This window comes from Polaribacter pacificus, from assembly GCF_038024035.1.
Lineage (GTDB): Bacteria > Bacteroidota > Bacteroidia > Flavobacteriales > Flavobacteriaceae > Polaribacter > Polaribacter pacificus.
The window spans coordinates 21,639-41,792 of the sequence record NZ_CP150664.1 but is presented as its reverse complement, the minus strand read 5'-3'; the positions used below and the strand labels follow the sequence as shown (position 1 = coordinate 41,792).

The 20,154-nt window shown below is 35.6% G+C and carries 14 protein-coding genes; 3 read left to right on the top strand and 11 right to left on the bottom strand.

The genetic code is table 11. The features are described from left to right. Positions 1 to 176: 176 nt before the first annotated feature. Genes WHC90_RS00165 through WHC90_RS00145 form a run of 5 tightly spaced genes read right to left on the bottom strand, consistent with a single transcriptional unit; the run spans position 177 to position 8,469 of the window. Positions 177 to 845, bottom strand: coding sequence for a hypothetical protein (locus WHC90_RS00165; RefSeq protein ID WP_188599021.1), 669 nt, complete (start codon positions 843 to 845; stop codon positions 177 to 179). A gap of 29 nt (positions 846 to 874) precedes the next feature. Beyond that, a complete protein-coding gene (locus WHC90_RS00160; RefSeq protein WP_188599022.1) occupies positions 875 to 2,194 on the bottom strand; it encodes a sugar MFS transporter in 1,320 nt (439 codons plus the stop codon). Then, complete coding sequence (locus tag WHC90_RS00155; protein WP_188599023.1) at positions 2,194 to 3,195, bottom strand: N(4)-(beta-N-acetylglucosaminyl)-L-asparaginase; 1,002 nt, start codon at positions 3,193 to 3,195, stop codon at positions 2,194 to 2,196. Before WHC90_RS00155 ends, WHC90_RS00160 begins: the two co-directional genes overlap by 1 nt. 10 nt (positions 3,196 to 3,205) lie before the next feature. Beyond that, positions 3,206 to 5,515 (bottom strand): GH92 family glycosyl hydrolase, encoded by a 2,310-nt coding sequence (locus WHC90_RS00150; protein ID WP_188599024.1) that lies wholly within the window; start codon positions 5,513 to 5,515, stop codon positions 3,206 to 3,208. A 23-nt stretch (positions 5,516 to 5,538) separates the two neighbouring features. Continuing rightward, positions 5,539 to 8,469 carry a GH92 family glycosyl hydrolase gene (locus tag WHC90_RS00145; protein ID WP_188599025.1) on the bottom strand — a complete coding sequence of 977 codons (2,931 nt, stop codon included), beginning with the start codon at positions 8,467 to 8,469 and terminating at the stop codon, positions 5,539 to 5,541. Between the two features lie 40 nt (positions 8,470 to 8,509). Here WHC90_RS00145 and WHC90_RS00140 point away from each other — a divergent pair, with 40 nt between their 5' ends. From WHC90_RS00140 to WHC90_RS00130, 3 genes are read left to right on the top strand one after another with little or no spacing between them, the layout of a single operon-like run. Then, the gene (locus WHC90_RS00140; RefSeq protein WP_188599026.1) at positions 8,510 to 10,792 is read left to right on the top strand and encodes a family 20 glycosylhydrolase; all 2,283 of its coding nucleotides are present in this window, start codon (positions 8,510 to 8,512) and stop codon (positions 10,790 to 10,792) included. Between the two features lie 54 nt (positions 10,793 to 10,846). Continuing rightward, positions 10,847 to 11,575 (top strand): copper homeostasis protein CutC, encoded by a 729-nt coding sequence (locus tag WHC90_RS00135; RefSeq protein WP_188599027.1) that lies wholly within the window; start codon positions 10,847 to 10,849, stop codon positions 11,573 to 11,575. Further along, a complete protein-coding gene (locus tag WHC90_RS00130) occupies positions 11,565 to 14,045 on the top strand; it encodes a beta-mannosidase (RefSeq protein WP_188599028.1) in 2,481 nt (826 codons plus the stop codon). Before WHC90_RS00135 ends, WHC90_RS00130 begins: the two co-directional genes overlap by 11 nt. A 48-nt stretch (positions 14,046 to 14,093) precedes the next feature. On the opposite strand, the gene WHC90_RS00125 is transcribed toward WHC90_RS00130, so the two are convergent. The 6 genes from WHC90_RS00125 to WHC90_RS00100 form a co-directional block, all read right to left on the bottom strand. Continuing rightward, a complete protein-coding gene (locus tag WHC90_RS00125; protein WP_188599029.1) occupies positions 14,094 to 15,056 on the bottom strand; it encodes a glycosyltransferase in 963 nt (320 codons plus the stop codon). Between the two features lie 101 nt (positions 15,057 to 15,157). Further along, positions 15,158 to 15,970 (bottom strand): enoyl-ACP reductase FabI, encoded by an 813-nt coding sequence (locus WHC90_RS00120; protein WP_188599030.1) that lies wholly within the window; start codon positions 15,968 to 15,970, stop codon positions 15,158 to 15,160. Positions 15,971 to 16,057: 87 nt separating this feature from the next. Further along, positions 16,058 to 17,710: a DNA repair protein RecN gene (gene recN / locus WHC90_RS00115; RefSeq protein WP_188599031.1), complete on the bottom strand. Its 1,653-nt coding sequence runs from the start codon at positions 17,708 to 17,710 to the stop codon at positions 16,058 to 16,060. 24 nt (positions 17,711 to 17,734) lie between these two features. Then, positions 17,735 to 18,628 carry a DUF4835 family protein gene (locus WHC90_RS00110; protein WP_188599032.1) on the bottom strand — a complete coding sequence of 298 codons (894 nt, stop codon included), beginning with the start codon at positions 18,626 to 18,628 and terminating at the stop codon, positions 17,735 to 17,737. Beyond that, positions 18,621 to 19,832: a bifunctional phosphopantothenoylcysteine decarboxylase/phosphopantothenate--cysteine ligase CoaBC gene (gene coaBC, locus WHC90_RS00105; protein ID WP_188599033.1), complete on the bottom strand. Its 1,212-nt coding sequence runs from the start codon at positions 19,830 to 19,832 to the stop codon at positions 18,621 to 18,623. Before coaBC ends, WHC90_RS00110 begins: the two co-directional genes overlap by 8 nt. Further along, complete coding sequence (locus WHC90_RS00100) at positions 19,832 to 20,152, bottom strand: DNA-directed RNA polymerase subunit omega (RefSeq protein WP_188599034.1); 321 nt, start codon at positions 20,150 to 20,152, stop codon at positions 19,832 to 19,834. Before WHC90_RS00100 ends, coaBC begins: the two co-directional genes overlap by 1 nt. Positions 20,153 to 20,154: the final 2 nt, after the last annotated feature.

Below are 20,154 nucleotides of genomic sequence, written 5' to 3'. Positions count from 1 at the left end.
TCGGGGTTTTTTATATTTGCAGTTGTCATTATTCTTCACATGATGCCAAAACTTATAAATGGAAGTTCTATGTGTTAATAAGATCTATCGTCGCTGATGCTTCGCTTTGTATTAATGATATAAAAACACTAGGCTTAGCTGGCTCTAAACTATTCTTGAGTAAAAACCTATAAAAATTAAAGCGTCTTCTCCCAAAGTACTTTGTACCCATTTGAGCTCATAGTTATATAATACGAATCTTTTACTTCTACAAGTGGATAATTTATTTTTCTATCAAAAAATGGAACACCACTTTTTTTATTCAAAAAAACTTCAACTTTGTAATTATAGTAATTTTTTATATTAAATTCTTGACCATCATATCCTTTTAAACCTATTTTAATTGTTGATTCTTTGGTTGAATTTTTAATTTTAAATATAGCTTTACCTTCTTTTATTGATATAACTTTAGAACTGTCCATCGAGTTCATTAGGGTACTCTCTTTCACAAACGAGTTGTCCATGTTTCTAACTTGTACTTCCACAGAAACAGAATCTCCTTTTTGCCTCCAAAACTGAATTTTACTATATCCTAGTCTCTTAGGGGCTATCTTTTTAAACTCTACAATTAATTCTGAATCTTTTACTTGGTAGGTTCCTTTACCTATTGTGTATTCTTCATCTCCCATACCACTTTTATAATCAAAGGTTCCGTTCTTATAAAAAGTATAACAATTATAATTAAGGTTTAAGTTTCCACTTTCAACACAGTAAGTTCCTTCTTTTATCTCTTGAGAAAAAACGCCTAAGGAAGTAAAAAATACAATTACAAATGAGGTAAAATTCAAACTCCTTTTCTTTTTCATATCAATTTTATTATTTAATAAATTATAAACTAAACCCTCTTGGTCTTAAACCGTCCATAAAACAAGATATAACCATAACAAACGATGGTTAAAATAAAAGCTGTTTTAAAGCCAAAACCATCAATTAAATTCCCAAAGAAAAAGGGTATTACGGCTCCACCAACAATGGCCATACACAACAAACCAGAGGCCTGTGCTTTTAAATCACCTAAGCCTTCTAAACTGAGCGTAAAAATGGTTGGAAACATTATAGAATTAAACAAACCAACTGCTAAAATAGACCACATAGAAAGTAAACCTGTACTATTAATAGAAATGATGATCATGCTTATTGCTAGCATAGCAAAAATACTCAACACTTTACCAGCGGGCATAATTTTGGTTAAATAGGCACCTACAAAACGACCAATCATTGCTCCTCCCCAATAAAAAATGACAAAAATCCCCAATAAAGATTTTGGGTCTTTGCCAGAAAATGATTGATTAAAGGTATTGGCAATCGTGTTTGCTATGCTCATCATAGTCTCATTTTCTGCAACTATTGGAGCCAAGCCTGAATCGTAAAAATAATTGACTAAAAAACTACCAATAGCAACTTCTGCACCAACGTACACAAAGATTCCCAAAGCACCCATTAGCATAATTTTGTTTTTCAACAATGTAAAATAACCGCCTTTTGGGCTTTCTTCTATCAATGTTGGTAATTTGGTAAAGAGAAATACGACTGCTAACAATAAAATAAATCCAGCAATTACTAAAAATGGTGTTTGTACGGTTGCTGCTTCAGAAAGATAATATTCACTTTTTTGAGCTTCGTTTAACAGGCCTATTTCATCTGATGATTTTACTGAATCACTCAATAAAAACAAGGCTCCTACAACTGGCGCAATAGTAGTTCCTAAAGAATTAAAAGCTTGGGATAAATTTAATCGACTACTGGCTCCTTCTTCACTTCCTAACAAGGCAACAAAAGGATTTGCTGCAACTTGTAAGATGGTTATCCCACCAGCCAAGGTAAAATAACCCACTAAAAAAACAGAAAAGAGTCTGTGTTCTGCCGCTGGATAAAATAACAAACAGCCAACAGCCATGGTTACCAAACCAAGTACGATCCCTTTTTTATAACCAATCTTTGATAAAATGAATCCCGCAGGTAGTGAAAACACAAAAAAGGCCACAAAAAATGCGAATTGCACCAAGACTGTTTTTGCATAAGACATTTCAAAAACATCTTTTAATCTGGGGATTAATGAATCTACCAAAACGGTAATAAATCCCCATAAAAAAAACAAGGTGGTTAAAAAGATAAACGCACTTTTATAGGATTTGTTTGTTGCAGTTGTGTTCATTAAGCTTCTTTTTTAGTATAAAAATCTGATTCTATATAATCTTGTTTTCCTTCTTGATATTTACTGATTCCAAAGCCTCCATGGATACAATAACAACCGTATTCTCCTTGCTTGTTTAAAGCAACGTAACCTACCTGAAAGTTTTTGTAATTTGGATTGAGTTTAACAATTCTTTTGACACCTTCTTCACAGGCTTCTTGTGGACTTTTTCCTTGGCGCATTAATTCTACAATTAAAAAACTCCCAACTGTTTTAAGTACTTCTTCTCCCATTCCGGTTGCGGTTGCACCTCCAATGGTATTATCGATAAACAAGCCCGACCCAATAATGGCTGAATCTCCTACTCTACCTGCCATTTTATAAGCCATTCCACTAGTAGTACAACCACCAGAAATATCGCCATTTGCATCAATCGCCAACATCCCTATGGTATCGTGGTTCTCAATATTTATGATGGGTTTATATTCTGATTTTTCTTTCCACTTTAACCAGGCTTTTTTAGAATTCTCGGTAAGTAAGTTCTCTCTTTTAAAGCCTTGCTCAACAGCAAATTGTTCTGCGCTTTTTCCTGCCAATAAAACATGCGGCGTTTCTTCCATTACTTTTCTAGCTACAGAAATTGGATGTGCTATGTTTTCCATACACACTACAGCGCCATAACCACCGTCTTTATTCATTATACAGGCATCAAGCGTAACATTACCATCTCTATCTGGCGCACCACCATTCCCGACTGTTGTGTTCTTTAAATCTGCTTCTTCTACGCGACAACCAGCTACTATTGCATCTATAGACTCTCCTCCTTTTTCTAATACTTCCCAAGCTGCTTTTGTTGCATTGTGAAAACGCCAAGTAGCCACTACAACAGGAAGTACTGGTTTTTTATTACTAATGGCTGTTGTTCCTTTCTCATCAGTAACACAAGATGTTGTTAAACTGGGAGCAACTACCAAACCAAGACTTGATATGGAAGCTCTTTTTATAAAATTTCTTCTTTTCATTTTAAAAGATTTAAAGTTTAGGTGTAGCGCTCATTTCAAAAATAAACTCTCCTCCGTTCATAATTTCATTGTGTAAAATATAATTTCTATCAATCTGTTTACCGTTAATAGTCAGTGATTTAACATAGATATTATTTTTACTTTGATTTAACGTTTTTATTGTTAATCTATTGCCGTTTTCTAAATTTAGAATTGCATTTTTAACTAGAGGACTTCCTAGGGCATAGTGGTCGGATCCTGGAATAACTGGGTAAAAACCAAGACTACTAAACACATACCAAGCACTCATTTGTCCAGCATCATCATTTCCGCAAAGTCCCTCTACACCAGGCCCGTACATGGTATCCATAATCATACGAACTCGAGCTTGCGTTTTATAGGCCTTTCCTGTCCAATTATATAGGTATGGAATATGGTGACCTGGCTCATTACCGTGTACATAGTTACCTATTATTCCATCCCTGGTAATGTCTTCATGTTGATCGATAAACTTATCTTCGAGTTCCATAGTAAATAAAGAATCTAAGTGTTGAGAAAAGCGTTCTTTACCCCCCATTAGTGCAACCATTTTATCCAATTGATGCGGCACATACAAACCGTAATTCCAAGCATTTCCTTCAATAAAACCTTGACCATGCGTATCCAAAGGGTCAAAGTTCTTACGAAAACTTCCATCAGACATACGAGGACTCATATAACCATTTTTTGGATTAAAAACATTGTTATAATATTCTGAACGTTCTAAAAATATCTTTTCAGTTTCAGTATCACCAACACTTTTAGCTATTTGTGCAATGGTCCAGTCATCATAAGCGTATTCTAAGGTTTTAGAAACCGATGAATGGCTTTTATCATCCGGAACATATTGATAATCTAAATAGTCTCCGATACCATCAAAATAACGAACATTTGCGGTCGTCACTGAAGCCTTTAGTGCTTGTTTTTTATCAAAATTCCCAACTCCTTTTGCAATTGCATCTGCAATAACAGAGGTCGCATGATATCCAATCATACACCAATTTTCATTGGCGTAGTGGCTCCAAATTGGCAACATATTGTGTACACTCTCTTTTTGATGCGCCAACATTGATTTGATCATATCATTGTTGCGCTCTTGTTGAATGACATTAAATAAAGGGTGAAGCGCTCTGTAAGTATCCCACAAAGAAAAAATTGTATAGTTTGTAAATCCATTGGATTCGTGAATATTTTGATCTAGACCTCTGTATTTACCATCCACGTCTTCATACAAAATTGGGCTTAACATGGTGTGATACAGAGCAGTATAAAAAGTTTCCTTTTGAGCTGGGTCAATTGTTTCTATCTCTATTTTAGAAAGCTCTTGATTCCATTTTGCTTGGGTTTCGTTTTTGGTTTTTTCAAAGTCCCAGCCCGAAATCTCTTCCTTTAAATTATTTAAAGCACCTTGGGTACTTACGGGTGAAAGTGCAAATTTTACTTGAATTTTCTCATTAGCTTTGGTGTCAAAATTAAAATAAGCTCGGATGTTTTTACCTGCCATTTCTGGAAAGTTTTTTGTTTCATTAAAGCGACCATAAAATCCATTATATAGAATCTTGTCGTATTTTTTGTGTCCGTAACTTTTAAAAGGTTTTGAAAACTGCATCGCAAAAAACACTTTTTTTGTTCTTGCCCATCCTTTTGTTTGTCGATACCCGGTAATTAAACTATCGTTTTCTACTCGAATAAAAGTCCAAACGTTTTTATTATCATGCTGATACACATTATACACTAAATCTAGAATAATGTGTGCATCGGAAGATTCTGGAAAACTATACTGGTGAAAACCAACACGTTCTGTTGCTGTTAATTCGGCTTTAATTTTGTAATCCTCTAAATCAACCGTATAGTATCCTGCTTCAGCATGCTCCTTTTCATGAGAAAACCTTGAGTAAAAGCCCTTTCCTCCATCTTTGGTTACTATAGGATCTAATACAAGCTTCCCTGTTGTTGGCATCACTAAAAAATCTCCTAAATCAGCATGTCCTGTACCGCTAAAGTTAGTGTGAGCAAAGCCTAAAATAGTTGAATCTCTATATTGATACCCTGCACAATATTCATACGTTTTTGGATTGTACTTTCCATCAATATGCATCACCTCAAAATTGGTTTGTGGACTCAACTGTACCATTCCAAAAGGAGCGGTTGCACCCGGAAAAGTATGTCCCATTTTACTGGTCCCTATCATTGGGTTTACATAGGTAACAAAGTTATTGTCGAGATTCTTTTTATTGTCGATTGAGGTATTACATGCTGCCAAAAAGGATAGTCCTGCAACAAAAAGTACTTTTTTAAACATTTTACTCAATTTAATTTAGATTCTTATTCTATTACAATTTCATCTGCAAATAACCAAGAGCGGCCGTTGTGTTTGTAACCCAAATGCCAACTTGGTAATTCACCAAGCGTTTTTGCTACAATTCGAACATAACGAACATTTTTTCCTTTTAAATCAAATTTAATTTTTTTCATGGAAGCTACATCTGCTGCTTTTTCTGCTGCAATTTTTTTAGATCCAATTTTTATAAAATTCTGATTATCCACACTAATATAACAAGTAACTTCGGTAGGAAGAAAAATCCAACTTTTTTGATCTTCTAAAAAGCCTACAGTTGTAGTTTTTAAATTTTTACTCTTACCTAAATCAACAGTGGCAACAAGATCTACATTAGAAAAACCTTGCCAGGTTCCAGTTCTAAAATCTTTAGCACCAAAAATACCGTCGATTAATCCATTTGCTCCTCCACCATTATACTGATTGGCATATTGATGCTTTAACTGTATGGTAACATTTGGATCAATTTTAAAGAAATTAGTGATAATCTCAGCACTTTTTTCTGTTCCGTTTTGTGCGTAAATTTTTAAACTGCTTGGTTCAGAAATTTTAATTGGACTTTTATAAACAGTAAAATCTCCATCGTTTAAGGCATAATAAATAATACTTTTTGCATCCACAGAATTTAAGACAACCTCTGTACTTCCTTTAAAGGCAATCTCCCCTTTTTCTATATAAGGTGCAGGCACAATAAGGTGCTCTTCAATTGTAGTTTTAGGTACATGGGCATCTTGAGTTCCCCAATCAGTTGGTTGATCTGACATTTCAAAAACCAAGCTACCACCGTCTATAATATCTTGATGCTTTATATAAGAATAGGGATACTTTTTTCCGTTAAGCGCTACAGATTTTACATATTTATGCGCTGCAGATGCTTGATTGGCTAGAATGGTAAAGTTTTTTCCATTTTCTAAATGTATGGTCGCTTTTTCAAACAACGGAGCCCCAATAATATATTCATTAGACCCTGGTGTTACAGGGTAAAACCCTAGAGAACTCAACACATACCAAGCACTCATCTGACCACAGTCTTCGTTACCAGATATACCGTCTGGGGTGTTCATATACAGTTCAGTTAAAATTTGTCGAACGCGTTCTTGAGTTTTATGAGGCTTATTTACAAAGTTGTATAAATACGCCATATGATGACTTGGCTCATTACCGTGAGCGTATTGACCTATCAAACCAGTGATATCGGCTTGATCTCTACCCGAGGTCGTATGATTAGCGGTAAACAACTCATCTAACTGAGCTTCTAAAGCCTGCTTTCCTCCCATCAATTTGATAAAACCAGTAACATCCTGGGGTACATAAAAGCTATATTGCCATGAATTGGCTTCGGTATAATTAAAGTTTACTTCATAAGGATCAAAAGGAGCAAACCAAGTATTTCTAAAACGACCTCGCATAAATTTTGTGCTGGGATCAAAAATATTTTTATAATTCTGTGCTCTTTCTGTATAGGTTTTAAAATCATCTTGCTTTCCTAAAGATTTGGCCATCTGTGCAATGGTCCAATCATCGTATGCATATTCTAGCGTTTTAGATACCGACTCTGATTCTAATTCTACTGGTATAAAACCAAGTTTTTTATAACTATCTAAACCTAACTTATCACGGGTTGCAGAGTGTTTCATGGCTTTAAAGGCTTTAGAAACATCATAATCTCTAATACCTTTTAAATAGGCATCTGCTATAACAGGAACTGCATGATACCCTATCATACACCCAGTATAACAGGCAGATAAATCCCATATTGGCATGATTCCACCTTCATCGTATTTGGCTAAAAAAGTATTGATAAAATCGTTGGTTTTTTTGGTTTCTATTAAAGTATACAATGGGTGTGCTGCGCGATAGGTATCCCACAAAGAAAAGACCGTATAATAATCAAAATCAGTATTTTGATAAATATTTAAATCCATTCCTCGATACCTTCCATCTATATCTTGATATAAATTTGGCGCGATCATGGTATGGTATAAAGAGGTGTAAAAATTTGTTTTATAATCTGCATCATTAGATTCTACAACCATTTTTTCTAATTGTAGCTCCCATGCTTGTTGTGCTTCTTCTTTTACAGTTTCAAAAGTTTTATCACCGATCTCTAACTGCCAATTGTGTATGGCTCCATTTTCATCTACAGGAGAGATTCCAACTGTTACTTCTAAAATACTGCCCTCACTAGGGTCAAACTCAAAGGCTGCAAGTACTTTTTTACCTTCTTTTTTATTATCTAATAAAGTTACTTTGGTAAATGGTCGTGAAAACAACATATCAAAATACAAGCGTTGATCTGTAGCCCAAGCATTTGAAAAACGATATCCAGAAATTTCAGTATTCGAGTTGATGTTTAGTTTTGAATCCAACACCTGGTCTCTGTGTTCTAAATCTAGGATAACAATTTGTTTAGATCCTTCGGCAAAAGCATAACGGTGTTTCCCGCTGCGTTTAGATACAGTGAGCTCTACATCAATTTTAGTATCTTCTAAAAAGACCTTATAAAAACCTGGTTCGGCAATTTCAGTATCGTGTGAAAAGTGAGAACGATACCCGTCTTTACCATCTGCTCCATTGTTAAAAACAATTTTATTGGTAGGCATTAATAAAATATCTCCGTAATCAGAGACACCTGTTCCGCTGAGATGCGTATGAGAAAATCCGTAAATTTTATCGTCTGAATAATGGTATCCAGAGCAACCGTCCCATCCATCCAAACGCGTATCTGGGCTAAGTTGCATCATCCCAAAAGGCATGGTTGCTCCAGGAAAAGTATGGCCATGACCACCGGTTCCAATAAAGGGATTGACATAAGAAATTAGTTCTTGGTCTTTTTTTGCGAGTTCTATAGGTTGCTCTTCTTTACAGCCTAGTAATAAGAAAAAAACAATAAAAATTGAAAGAGGTGTAAGTTTCATGTAAAAAGATTAGTAAATTTAAGACTTCTAATATACTAAAATGGACATCAAGAAAATCATCATTAGCTTACTTTTTATACTAACACTTATTCAGTGTACTCAAAAACCAACAAAAGCTGTTGTGCCCAACATTATCCCAATCCCTAATGAATTGGCGATCTCTGAGGGTGAATTTATACTCAGTTCAGATACTCAACTCATTTACGACAATGAATTTGAATCTGTAGCGCTCTTTTTTAAAGACTATATCACCCAAGGAAGCAGCATCGCTTTGCAAACTGAAACAGCCAAAAATAGCATCTCATTTATCAAAGATACCAGCATCAACAATGATGAAGGTTATAGCCTTCTGATTCGCCAAGAAAAAATTGAAATTATAGCCGCTACGGCCAAAGGTGCTTTTTACGGTTTCCAATCTTTGCGTCAACTTCTGCCTATCTCTTTAGAATCAAACAAGGATCAGCCATCTGCTATCGCTGTGCAAAACTTACAAATTAAGGATGCTCCACAGTTTGTGTATAGAGGAATGCATTTGGATGTGGGAAGACATTTTTTTCCTGTAGATTTTATTAAAAAGTACATCGATTTAATGAGCATGCTTAAAATGAACACTTTTCATTGGCATTTAACCGAAGATCAGGGTTGGAGAATCGAAATAAAAAAGTATCCAAAGCTTCAAGAAGTTGCAGCCTACAGAGATGAAACCTTAATCGGGCATTACAGCGATCAACCCCACAAGTTTGATGGTAAAAAATACGGTGGTTTTTACACCCAAGAAGAAGTAAAAGAAATTGTAGCTTATGCAACGGCTAGACAAATTACGGTCATTCCAGAAATTGAAATGCCGGGTCATGCTCAAGCAGCTCTTTCTGCATACCCAGAATTAAGTTGTACGGGTAAACCTATTGGTGCAGCAACCAAATGGGGCGTCTTTGATGACATCTATTGTGCCAAAGAAAGCACTTTTAAGTTTTTAGAAGATGTCATTGATGAAATTATCCCATTATTTCCAGGGAAATACATTCATATCGGTGGAGATGAAGCTCCTAAAACACGTTGGAAAACTTGTGAGAGTTGCCAAGCACTTATCAAAAAAGAAGGCCTAAAGGATGAACATGGTCTGCAGAGTTATTTTATTACTCGAATGGAAAAATATATCAATTCTAAAGGAAAACAAATTATCGGTTGGGATGAGATCTTAGAAGGTGGACTTGCCCCCAATGCAACGGTGATGTCTTGGAGAGGTGTAAATGGTGCTGTAGAAGCGGCCAAACAACATCACGATGTTATTTTAACTCCCGGATCACATTGTTACTTTGATCATTACCAATCAACAAATGACAATGAACCTCTAGCCATTGGAGGTTTCTTGCCTTTAGAAAAAGTATACAGCTTTAACCCGATTCCAGAAGAATTAACAGAAGAAGAGGCAAAATATGTGTTAGGAGCTCAAGGAAATGTATGGACAGAGTATATTACGAGTCCAGAAAAAGTTGAATACATGGCCTACCCTAGAGCTATCGCGTTGAGTGAGGTAGTTTGGTCTGACCCAAAGAATAAATCGTATGAAAATTTTAAAAAACGATTGATCAACTATCAAAAACGATTGGATGTGCTCCAAGTAAATTACGCCAATCATCTATATGAATTGACTGGAAATTTTATCACCAAAGATCAGCAAATGACATATGAACTGAAAGCTTCATCTGATGATCAGTATATCCGATACACAACAGATGGTACTGAACCTACCTTAACATCACAATTATATACAGGTCCAATCACAATCACAAAAAACACCACTATCAAAGCTGCTAGTTTTAGCGATACTAAAAAAATTAGTACTGTATTTACAGAAAGTATCTTGCTTCATAAAGCCGTAGGTAAAAGCATTTCTATGAGTGTACCTCCCAGCCCAAGCTACAATGCTGGTGGAACCAAAGCTTTAATTAATGGTATTGTGGGTAGTGACCAACGTTACGGAGACAAAGAGTGGTTAGGCTTTTCTGGTAAAGATGTACAAATAACCATTGATTTAGGAGCACTAACAGAGATCAATAGCATTAGTACTCGTTTTCACAACGGAAAAGGTCAATGGATTTACGCTCCAACGCGGGTAGAAATAAGTTTTCCCGGTCAAGAAAAAAGCCTCACAAAGGTACTTCCAAAAACCGATGATTTGTTGGTTAATTTTAAGGTTGATGCAAAAATAACAACGCGCTATATACAATTAACACTGATTAATTACGGTGTAATTCCTGATGGAAGACAAGGAGCTGGTCACAAAGCATGGACCTTTATCGATGAAATTATCGTAAAGTAACCAAATTTTAATCGCTGCAGTTTAGGTTTCTGTCTAATCAGAAACACCTTAAAAATGAAACTAGAAATTTGTGCCAATTCATATCAATCAGCCATCAATGCAGAAGTTGCAGGAGCTCATAGAATAGAACTTTGTTCTGAGTTAGCTTTAGGGGGTATTACTCCTTCATACGGACTGCTCTCTAAAGTGTTGTCAAATTTAAACATCCCTGTTTTTGTTTTGATAAGACCAAGAGCTGGTGATTTTTGTTATTCTGATGATGAAATGGAAATTATGAAAGAAGACATCAGAATCTGTAAACAATTGGGTGCAGCCGGAATCGTCTCTGGAGTTTTAAAACAGGATTTGAGTATTGATTTGGAAAGAACCAAATCGCTTATAGACATTGCAGGAACACTCTCCTTTACTTTTCACAGAGCTTTTGACTGGGTTCCAAACCCTGTAGAAGAACTCTTTAATCTAGAAAACCTGGGTGTAGATAGAGTATTGACTTCTGGACAAAAACCAAATGTTGTCCTTGGTTTAGAAAACCTTAAAACGTTTCAAAAGGCAAGTAAAGGCATCGGCATTTTACCAGGTGGTGGTGTTAATGAAAGCAATGTTCAGTTGTTTCAAAAACACCAGTTTACAGAACTGCATTTAAGTGCCAGCAGTTTGCGAAAAACCATTGAGCATATTCCGATACCTATGAACAGTGACAAGCATTTTGATGAATATCAACAGGCTACTTCTGATATTAAAAAAATAAAAACCTGTCTTCAACTTTTAACTAATGAATCGTAAACTTTTACTTTTAAGTTTTTTAGCGCTAAGTGTTTTTTCTTGTAAAAAGCTACAGCAAGAGCTCCCTACAAACATTTCATTGTCAGAAAACTGGGTCTTTAAAGCCACTGATGAAACAAGTTGGAAACCAGCAGAAGTTCCTGGCAATGTTTTTACAGATCTGCTAAAGCAAAATCTCATTCCAGATCCTTTTATCAAGACCAATGAAGACAGTGTACAGTGGGTTTCATCAAAAAAATGGGAGTATAAAAAACTTTTTGAAGTCCCTAAAAACATCTTAGACAAAGCTCAAATAGAACTCAGTTTTGAAGGTTTGGATACCTATGCTACGGTCTATTTAAACGATGTAAAGATCTTAACCAGCAACAATGCTTTTAGAACCTACACCGTTAATGTAAAATCGAATTTAAAAAACAGCAATCAATTGCGGGTTGTTTTTGACAATAGCCAAGAACAACTAAAAGAAAAGCAGAACCCTTATCAGTTGCCAGAAGGCAGCAGAATCTACACCAGAAAAGCGCAGTTTCAATCGGGTTGGGATTGGGGGCCAAAATTAAACACAGCGGGTATCTGGAAAGACGTAAAACTAAAGGCTTGGAATACCGTTAGGTTTGAGGATGTATTTATTAAACAAGATCAGCTCTCTAAAAGCCTGGCGCGTCTAACTGCAGAAATTAGCATCCATAGTACAGAAGACAAAAACGTGAGTATTTTTAGTTTGATAGACAAGCAAGAAACAAGTCATGAACTTCAGATTAAAAAAGGAACTCACACTTACAAGATACCCTTAGAGATTAACAATCCTGAACTTTGGTGGACGCATAATTTAGGAGCACAAAAATTATATCAATTTCAATTTCAACTAATAGCCGATGGTACTCTTAGCGATGTCAAAAATTTAAAAAAAGGACTAAGAACCATTGAATTGGTACGAAAAAAAGATGCAATTGGCGAATCTTTTGCATTTCATTTAAACGGAGTACCTGTTTTTATGAAAGGTGCTAATTATATTCCACAAAATAGTTTTCAGAATAAGGTAAGAGATCAGCACTATAAAAAACTACTTTCTAATGCTGTTGATGCCAATATGAATATGCTGCGTGTTTGGGGTGGTGGAATCTATGAAAATGACATCTTTTATGAGTTATGTGATGAAAAAGGTCTTTTAATTTGGCAAGATTTTATGTTTGCTTGTGCTATGTATCCTGGGGATGAGGACTTTTTAGACAATGTACAACAAGAAGCTATCGATCAGGTAAAGCGCTTGCGAAACCACAGTTCAATTGCACTTTGGTGTGGTAATAATGAAAATGCAGAAGGTTGGAATCGTTGGGGCTGGCAAACGGGTAGGTCTGAGCAAGAAAAAGAGGAAATCTGGAAGGACTATCAAAAGGTTTTTAATGACATCTTACCCACTACTGTTTCTCAGTTAACCGATGCAACTTCTTATTGGGAGAGTTCTCCTAAATACGGTAGAGGGAACCCTAAGCATCAATTTGAAGGAGATGCTCACGATTGGTGGGTATGGCATGATGCCTACCCTTTTGAACATTTTACAGAAAATGTACCACGGTTTATGAGTGAATTTGGTTTTCAATCTTTACCTAGCTACCAAACCATCAACCACATCAATCAAACAGAAAATGTACAATTAGATACTGAGGCTATGAAGAGTCATCAGAAGCATGTTAGAGGCACGCAATTAATCCAAGAATATTTACTGAGGGATTATCAAATGCCCAAAACGGATAAAGATTATGTGTATATAAGCCAATTACTGCAAGCAAAAGGCATCGTTATGGCTATCGAAGCCCAACGAAGAGCCATGCCCAATACCATGGGAAGTCTTTTTTGGCAGCTAAACGATTGCTGGCCAGCAATTTCTTGGTCTAGCATTGATTATTTCGGCAATTGGAAAGCGCTTCAACACAAGGCAAAGAAAGCCTTTAAAGATCTGTTAATCTCAAACAAGCTAACCGAAACAAACCTTGATACCTATCTGATTAATGATCATTTAGAAGCTTTTTCTGGAACCCTAAAACTTAGATTGTTAGGCTTTGACGGGGCAGAAATATGGTCAGATGAACAGCTAGTCTCTATTGCAGAAAACACGAGTAAAATAGTCTATAAAAAAGCACTCAATACATTAGATTTTGACAAAAAATCAACTGTATTGCTAAGCAGCTTTGAAGGTGAAAGCAGTATTTTTTATTTTGAAAAACCCAAAAATTTAGCACTTCAAAACAAGCCCATCAGTAAAGAAATTATCAGAAAAACAGCCACTGGATTTTCTATCGTATTAAAGAGCACAACTTTACAAAAAGATGTATTTCTGTGGTCGTCTAATCAAGGGCATTTTTCTGATAACTTCTTTGATTTACTCCCTAATGAACCGGTTACTATAGTATTTAAAACTGATGCTACCGCACTAGAGGATTTAGAGATTAAAAGTTTAAACAGCATCTATTAAGCTGCATTTAAATTAATCAGAAGTTTATGTAATCAGAAGAAAAATTGATTATTCTTCTACTTTAGGAAAAAATTGAGATTCTAAAAAACCCAAACCATAACCCATAAACTGGGTCATTGACGTGACTATGCTCAAAAGAGCGACTCGTAAGTTTTTGGTCTGAAATAAAGCATCTACAAACAAGAATCCTAGATATATCACATACAAGGCTATACCTTGCCAATAACCAAAAAGTAATGCAATTAAAGAAATATCTAGACCAAGTATAAACAAAGATGGAAACCAATAAGTGATTTTAGCCGTTTCTGGATAGCGTTTGTTTAATTGTGGTCTTGCCGTACCAAAAGCAAAAGTCTGTTTAAAAAACTGCTGAATACTACTTCTACGTTTGTGATATACAAAAGCTTCTGCTATCAATTGAGTTTCAAAACCATTTTCCCATAGGCGAAATGTCAAATCAATATCTTCTCCAGCTTTTAAAGCGGCAAAACCTTTGGTTTTTTCAAATGCTTTTTTGGACAGGCCGAGATTAAAACTTCTCGGTTGAAATTTACCAACAGCTTTTTTCTTACCCCGAATTCCTCCGGTAGTCAATACAGAAGTCATAGAGTAATTAATAGCTTTTTGCAAAGGAGTAAAACTGCTATGAGCGGCATCTGGACCACCATAGACATCGGTAAAGTTGCTTTCTAAGGCTTGCTTTACAACCTTCAAGTACTGCTTTGGAACCAGTACATCAGAATCTAAGATAATAAAATAGTTTCCAGTTGCATTTTCCATTCCAAAGTTTCGGCTTAACCCAGCTCCACTATTGGCTTTAAAGAAATATTTTATATTGAGTTTTGATTGGTATTTTTCTACTTCAACAGCACAGGTATGTTTAGAACCATCTTCTATAATTAGCAGCTCAAAATCATCCGAAAAATCTTGCTGACAAAGACTCTCCAACAACTCTTCAATTTCTTGAGGGCGATTGTAAACGGGTACGATTATAGAAAAACTTAAATTCAAGATAAGGGCCTAAAATTAAAAGGTAAATGTAAAAAATAAAAAGTTGAAAGCTTGTGTTTACAGAACTTTCAACTTTTAACTATAATTTTTAAAGCAAGTAACTACTTGGCTGTAAAAGTGTCCATAACTCCATCACTGACTCCCATATTAGAGAAACCTCCATCGTGAAACAAATTCTGTAAAGTTACTTTTTTAGTAAGATCAGAAAAGAGTGAAATGGTATAATCAGCACAGTCTGCTGCTGTTGCGTTCCCTAGTGGAGACATACTATCTGCATAAGCAATAAAGCCATCAAATCCTTTAACACCACTACCTGCTGTGGTAGGAGTTGGTGATTGAGAAATCGTATTGACACGTACTTTTTGATCACGTCCAAAGAAATAGCCAAAACTACGGGCAATACTCTCTAAATAAGCCTTATTATCAGCCATGTCATTATAATCAGGAAAAACACGTTGTGCAGCCATATAGGTTAAAGCAACAATGCTTCCCCACTCATTCATGGCTTTCTTATTGTACAAAACATTCATTACTTTATGAAAAGAGACCGCAGAAACATCCCAGCCTTTTTCTGTAAAATCATAATTAGAATCGGTATAGTGCTTTCCTTTACGAACGTTGACAGACATACCAATAGAATGCAATACAAAATCAATTTTACCTCCTAAGATTTCCATTGATTTCTCTACCAAATTTGTTAAATCTTCCATAGACGTTGCATCTGCAGGGATAATCTGAGAACCCGTTTTTTCTGCAAGAGTATTTAACTCTCCCATTCGCATGGCAATAGGTGCATTGGTCAACACAAAGGTTGCGCCTTCTTCATGTGCTCGTTCTGCTACTTTCCAAGCGATTGAGTGCTCGTTTAAAGCTCCAAAAATGATTCCTTTTTTTCCTTTTAGTAAATTATACATACTCGTTGTTTTATTCTTTTATTTGATAATGATGCTCCAAAAATTAATAAAATTATTAGGAGCTATTTTTTTAGTGACTACCCAGCTTTAATTGAGCAACTCTTTAGCGTGAATGATTGCTGAATCTGAGAGTTGTTTGCCTCCTAGCATTTCTGCAATTTCAGAGATTCTTTCTTCTTTAGAGAGGCGTTTTAAATTGGTGGTGGTTTGTCCGTCTATATCTTCTTTGTATACTTTGTAATGCTGATTGCCTTTGGCAGCTATTTGAGGTAAATGCGTAATGGTAATTACCTGCATGTGTTTTGCCATCATCTGCATAATATGAGCAATTTTGTTAGAAACCTCACCAGAAACCCCCGTATCAATTTCATCAAAAATAATGGTGGGCAGCTGTGAGTTTTCTGAGAGAATTTTTTTAACAGAAAGCATCACTCGAGACAGTTCTCCTCCAGAAGCTACTTTTTTTAATTCTCCAAAATGACCGCCTTTGTTTGCTGAAAAAAGAAAATCTAACTGGTCTTTACCATTTGAAAAATAATTGTTTGTCTTTTTGGTTTGAATAGAAAAACGAGCATTCTCCATGCCTAAATCAGCCAACAACACTTCTAACTGATCAGTTAAAGTAGGTAATACCAGTTTTCTAGCCTTTGAAATTTCATCGGCCAGAGTATCTAGAATTTTTTCTTCAGCTTTTATGGCAGCAGTCTTCTTTTCTAGCTCTTCATCTGCATTTACAACCAAATCTACTTTTTCTGAAAGTTCTTGCTGGATTGCCAACAAGGCAGTATTGGTAGATACATAATGCTTTTTTTGCAAATTATAAAGTAACTGCAATCGATCGTTGAGCTCTTCTATTTGGTTGGGATTAAAGTCTACATTTTCATTGGCGTCTTCTAACTCCGAAACAATATCATCAAATTCTATTTTTACGCTTGTGATTCGCGCATGCAACTCTTCGTAGCTTTTAGCATAAGTAGCAATTTTTTGCAATTTACCATCTAAACTGTGAAGCAAACTTTGCAAGCCAATATCATCACTGGTTGACATGGCTAAAGACTCTGATAAACTAAGCTTAATTTCTTCTATATTATTTAGCTTGTCTAGCTTTTCTTCTAGGTGCTCTTGCTCATCTTCTGTTAATTTGGCTGCCACAAGCTCTTCATACAAATGCAGATTATAATCGTGCTGCTGCCTTGCCTCTCTTTGAGTTGCCAAAAGCAAGTCATGCTCTTTTTGCAATTGTTGGTAGCTCTTTAATTTCTTTTGATACTTGGCTATATTAGTAGCATTTTTTGCTAGGGCATCAACTATAGAAAATTGAAAATGCGTGTCTGATAATTGCTGAGTTTGATGCTGTGAGTGCACAGCTATCAACTGGGTTTTTAACGCGTTTAAAACGTTTAGGGTTACTGGCGTGTCATTGACAAAAGCTCTCGATTTTCCAGAGGGTAAAATTTCTCTTCGAATAATCGTTTGAGGTTCATAGTCTAAGTCTTCTTCTTCAAAAAAAGCTTCTAATTGATAATTTTGAATGGCCAATTGTGCCTCGACTATACACTTACTTTCTCTATCTTTTAATGCAGAAGTATCGGCTCTATTTCCTAGAACCAAACCAAGCGCCCCTAATAAAATAGATTTCCCAGCTCCGGTTTCTCCAGTAATAATTGAGAGACCATCAGAAAAATCAATGGTTAACTCATTGATTAAAGCGTAGTTTTGTATGGATAGTTTTGTTAGCAAATACTTAAATTTTAGAGACTAAAATTACTTAATTTTTTGCCACTTTGTTGTATTTGTTGGAGAAATTTTTTGCAAGACCTCTTTCATCTGATTTACTTTTGATGAACGCTGTCCATCAGAAAAAAGGTTGACGATTTCATCTGATTTTGCATCAAAAAACAATCGCAGTATACTATTACCAAAGGATAAATTGTCTAAGGGTTCTAATTGAAGTATGGTGCTTTCTATGGTGCTTTTGGCCTTGTTTTTATCTTGATGAAAAATATCCATCCCTAATCTATGGTAGCTATAAAGGATGTTTTTAAAAGCTGACAACTTAGCGTTGGTTAAATTGTCGATTAAAAGAAACCTGTTTTGCAAACCTGTCTCGTCTAACCAACCTGGACCCCCATTTTGTTGCGCCAACATAGCCACATCTTTGGCTTTTTTAAAATACTCTTCACCTCCATTAAGTGCAAAAGTATCTGCATCCATTCCTAAAATAACGTAGATATAAAAGACAATGGTTGAGCGTAAATTTGACTCAAAAGAAACAGTATTATAATTAAATGCCTCAAACTCTGTATAGTTAAAATTAAAGTCATTATCATTAATATTCAATACCGGGCTACTGTATGAACTTCCGTAGACGGGCCTTGCAGATTGTACTTGAATACTGGCTTCAAATCTATTGGTAGACGGCTGTGCGTTGATGGTGATGGTAAATGCACAGTTAATTTTTTCTTGACTCTTTACATTGAGTCCTGTCCACTGCGTTTGATTGACAAACTCATTTAAAGATTGCTGTAATGTGGTAAATACTTGCTTGTTTGATCCAGAAATTTTATCAGCATTTACAGTAATTAAACAGTTCAATTCTTGTGCACTAAAAGTTTGCACAAACAAAAACAGTATAAAAGCTAGAAAAAATTTAGGCATTTAATTGATTTAAAATTTCATTGATGATGTCTATAGCCACATCGGCTTTTGACTTTAATTGAAACGGAATTTTATTCAGATTCTTATCTATCAACGTAATTTTATTTGTAGCACCAGCAAAACCTGCACCCTTGTCTTGTAATGAATTCAATACAATCAAGTCTAAGTTTTTTCGCTGTAGCTTACCGATAGCATTGGCTATCTCATCATTGGTTTCTAAAGCAAAACCAACCAAGAACTGTTGTTCTTTAATCTTTCCTAAAGAAGCTAAAATATCACGAGTAGGCTCAAGCTCAATTTGCAGAACACTCTCTTTCTTTTTTATCTTTTGGTTAGCAACTTGCTTAGGCCTGTAATCGGCAACAGCTGCTGCTAAAATTGCAATATCAACCTTTTTAAAATACTCGTGACAAGCCGTGTACATTTCTTCGGCTGTGGTTACATCAATACGATGTATAAAAGAATTTGACACCTGCTCATTAGAAGGACCTGCAACTAAAAAAATTTCTGCCCCTAAATTGGCAAATGCTTTTGCCAACTCAAAGCCCATTTTTCCAGAAGAGTGGTTTCCTATAAAACGAACTGGATCAATTGCCTCATAGGTAGGACCTGCCGTAAGCAAAACTTTTTTACCACGTAATGGCAATTTTGACAATACATCCTTTTCTATAAAATTAACAATATCTTCAGGCTCAGCCATACGACCTTCTCCAACAAGACCACTTGCTAGTTCTCCACTAGTAGCCGGTATTAGTTTATTGCCATAAGCCTTTAAGCTAGCCAGACTGTTTTTAGTAGAAGGGTGCTGATACATATCTAAATCCATTGCAGGAGCAAAATACACGGGACATTTGGCAGACAAATAGGTGGCCAACAATAAATTGTCACTGGTCCCTTGCACCATTTTAGAAAGTGTATTAGCCGTAGCTGGAGCGATGAGCATAAGATCTGCCCATAAGCCTAAATCAACATGGTTGTTCCACAATTCATTTTCATCTTCTTTGTTAAAAAAAGTGGAATGAACTGGATTTTTAGAAAGGGTTGATAAGGTAAGAGGGGTAATAAAATCTTTAGACGCAGGAGTCATTATAACCTGAACTTCTGCGCCTTTTTTTATAAATAAACGAACCAAACTGGCCGTTTTATAAGCGGCGATACCGGCAGTGATGCCTATTAAAACTTTTTTACCGCTTAAAACAGACATTACTCTGCTTCTGGAGTTCTGTAATATACTTTACCAGCTAACCACTCTTCTATTGCAATAGCAGTTGCTTTTGGTAATTTTTCGTAAAATTTTGAAACTTCAATTTGCTCTTTGTTTTCAAAAACTTCTTCCAAGCTATCGTTGTAAGTTGCAAATTCATCCAACTTATCAAGTAATTCTTTTTTTAAATCTCCATTAATTTGATTGGCTCTTCTTGCAATAATAGAAATTGCCTCATAAATATTGTTCGTAGGAGCTTCAATAGCCTCTTTATCATAAGTAATCGTACTTACTGGAGCTTTGGTTTCTTTATAATCCATAA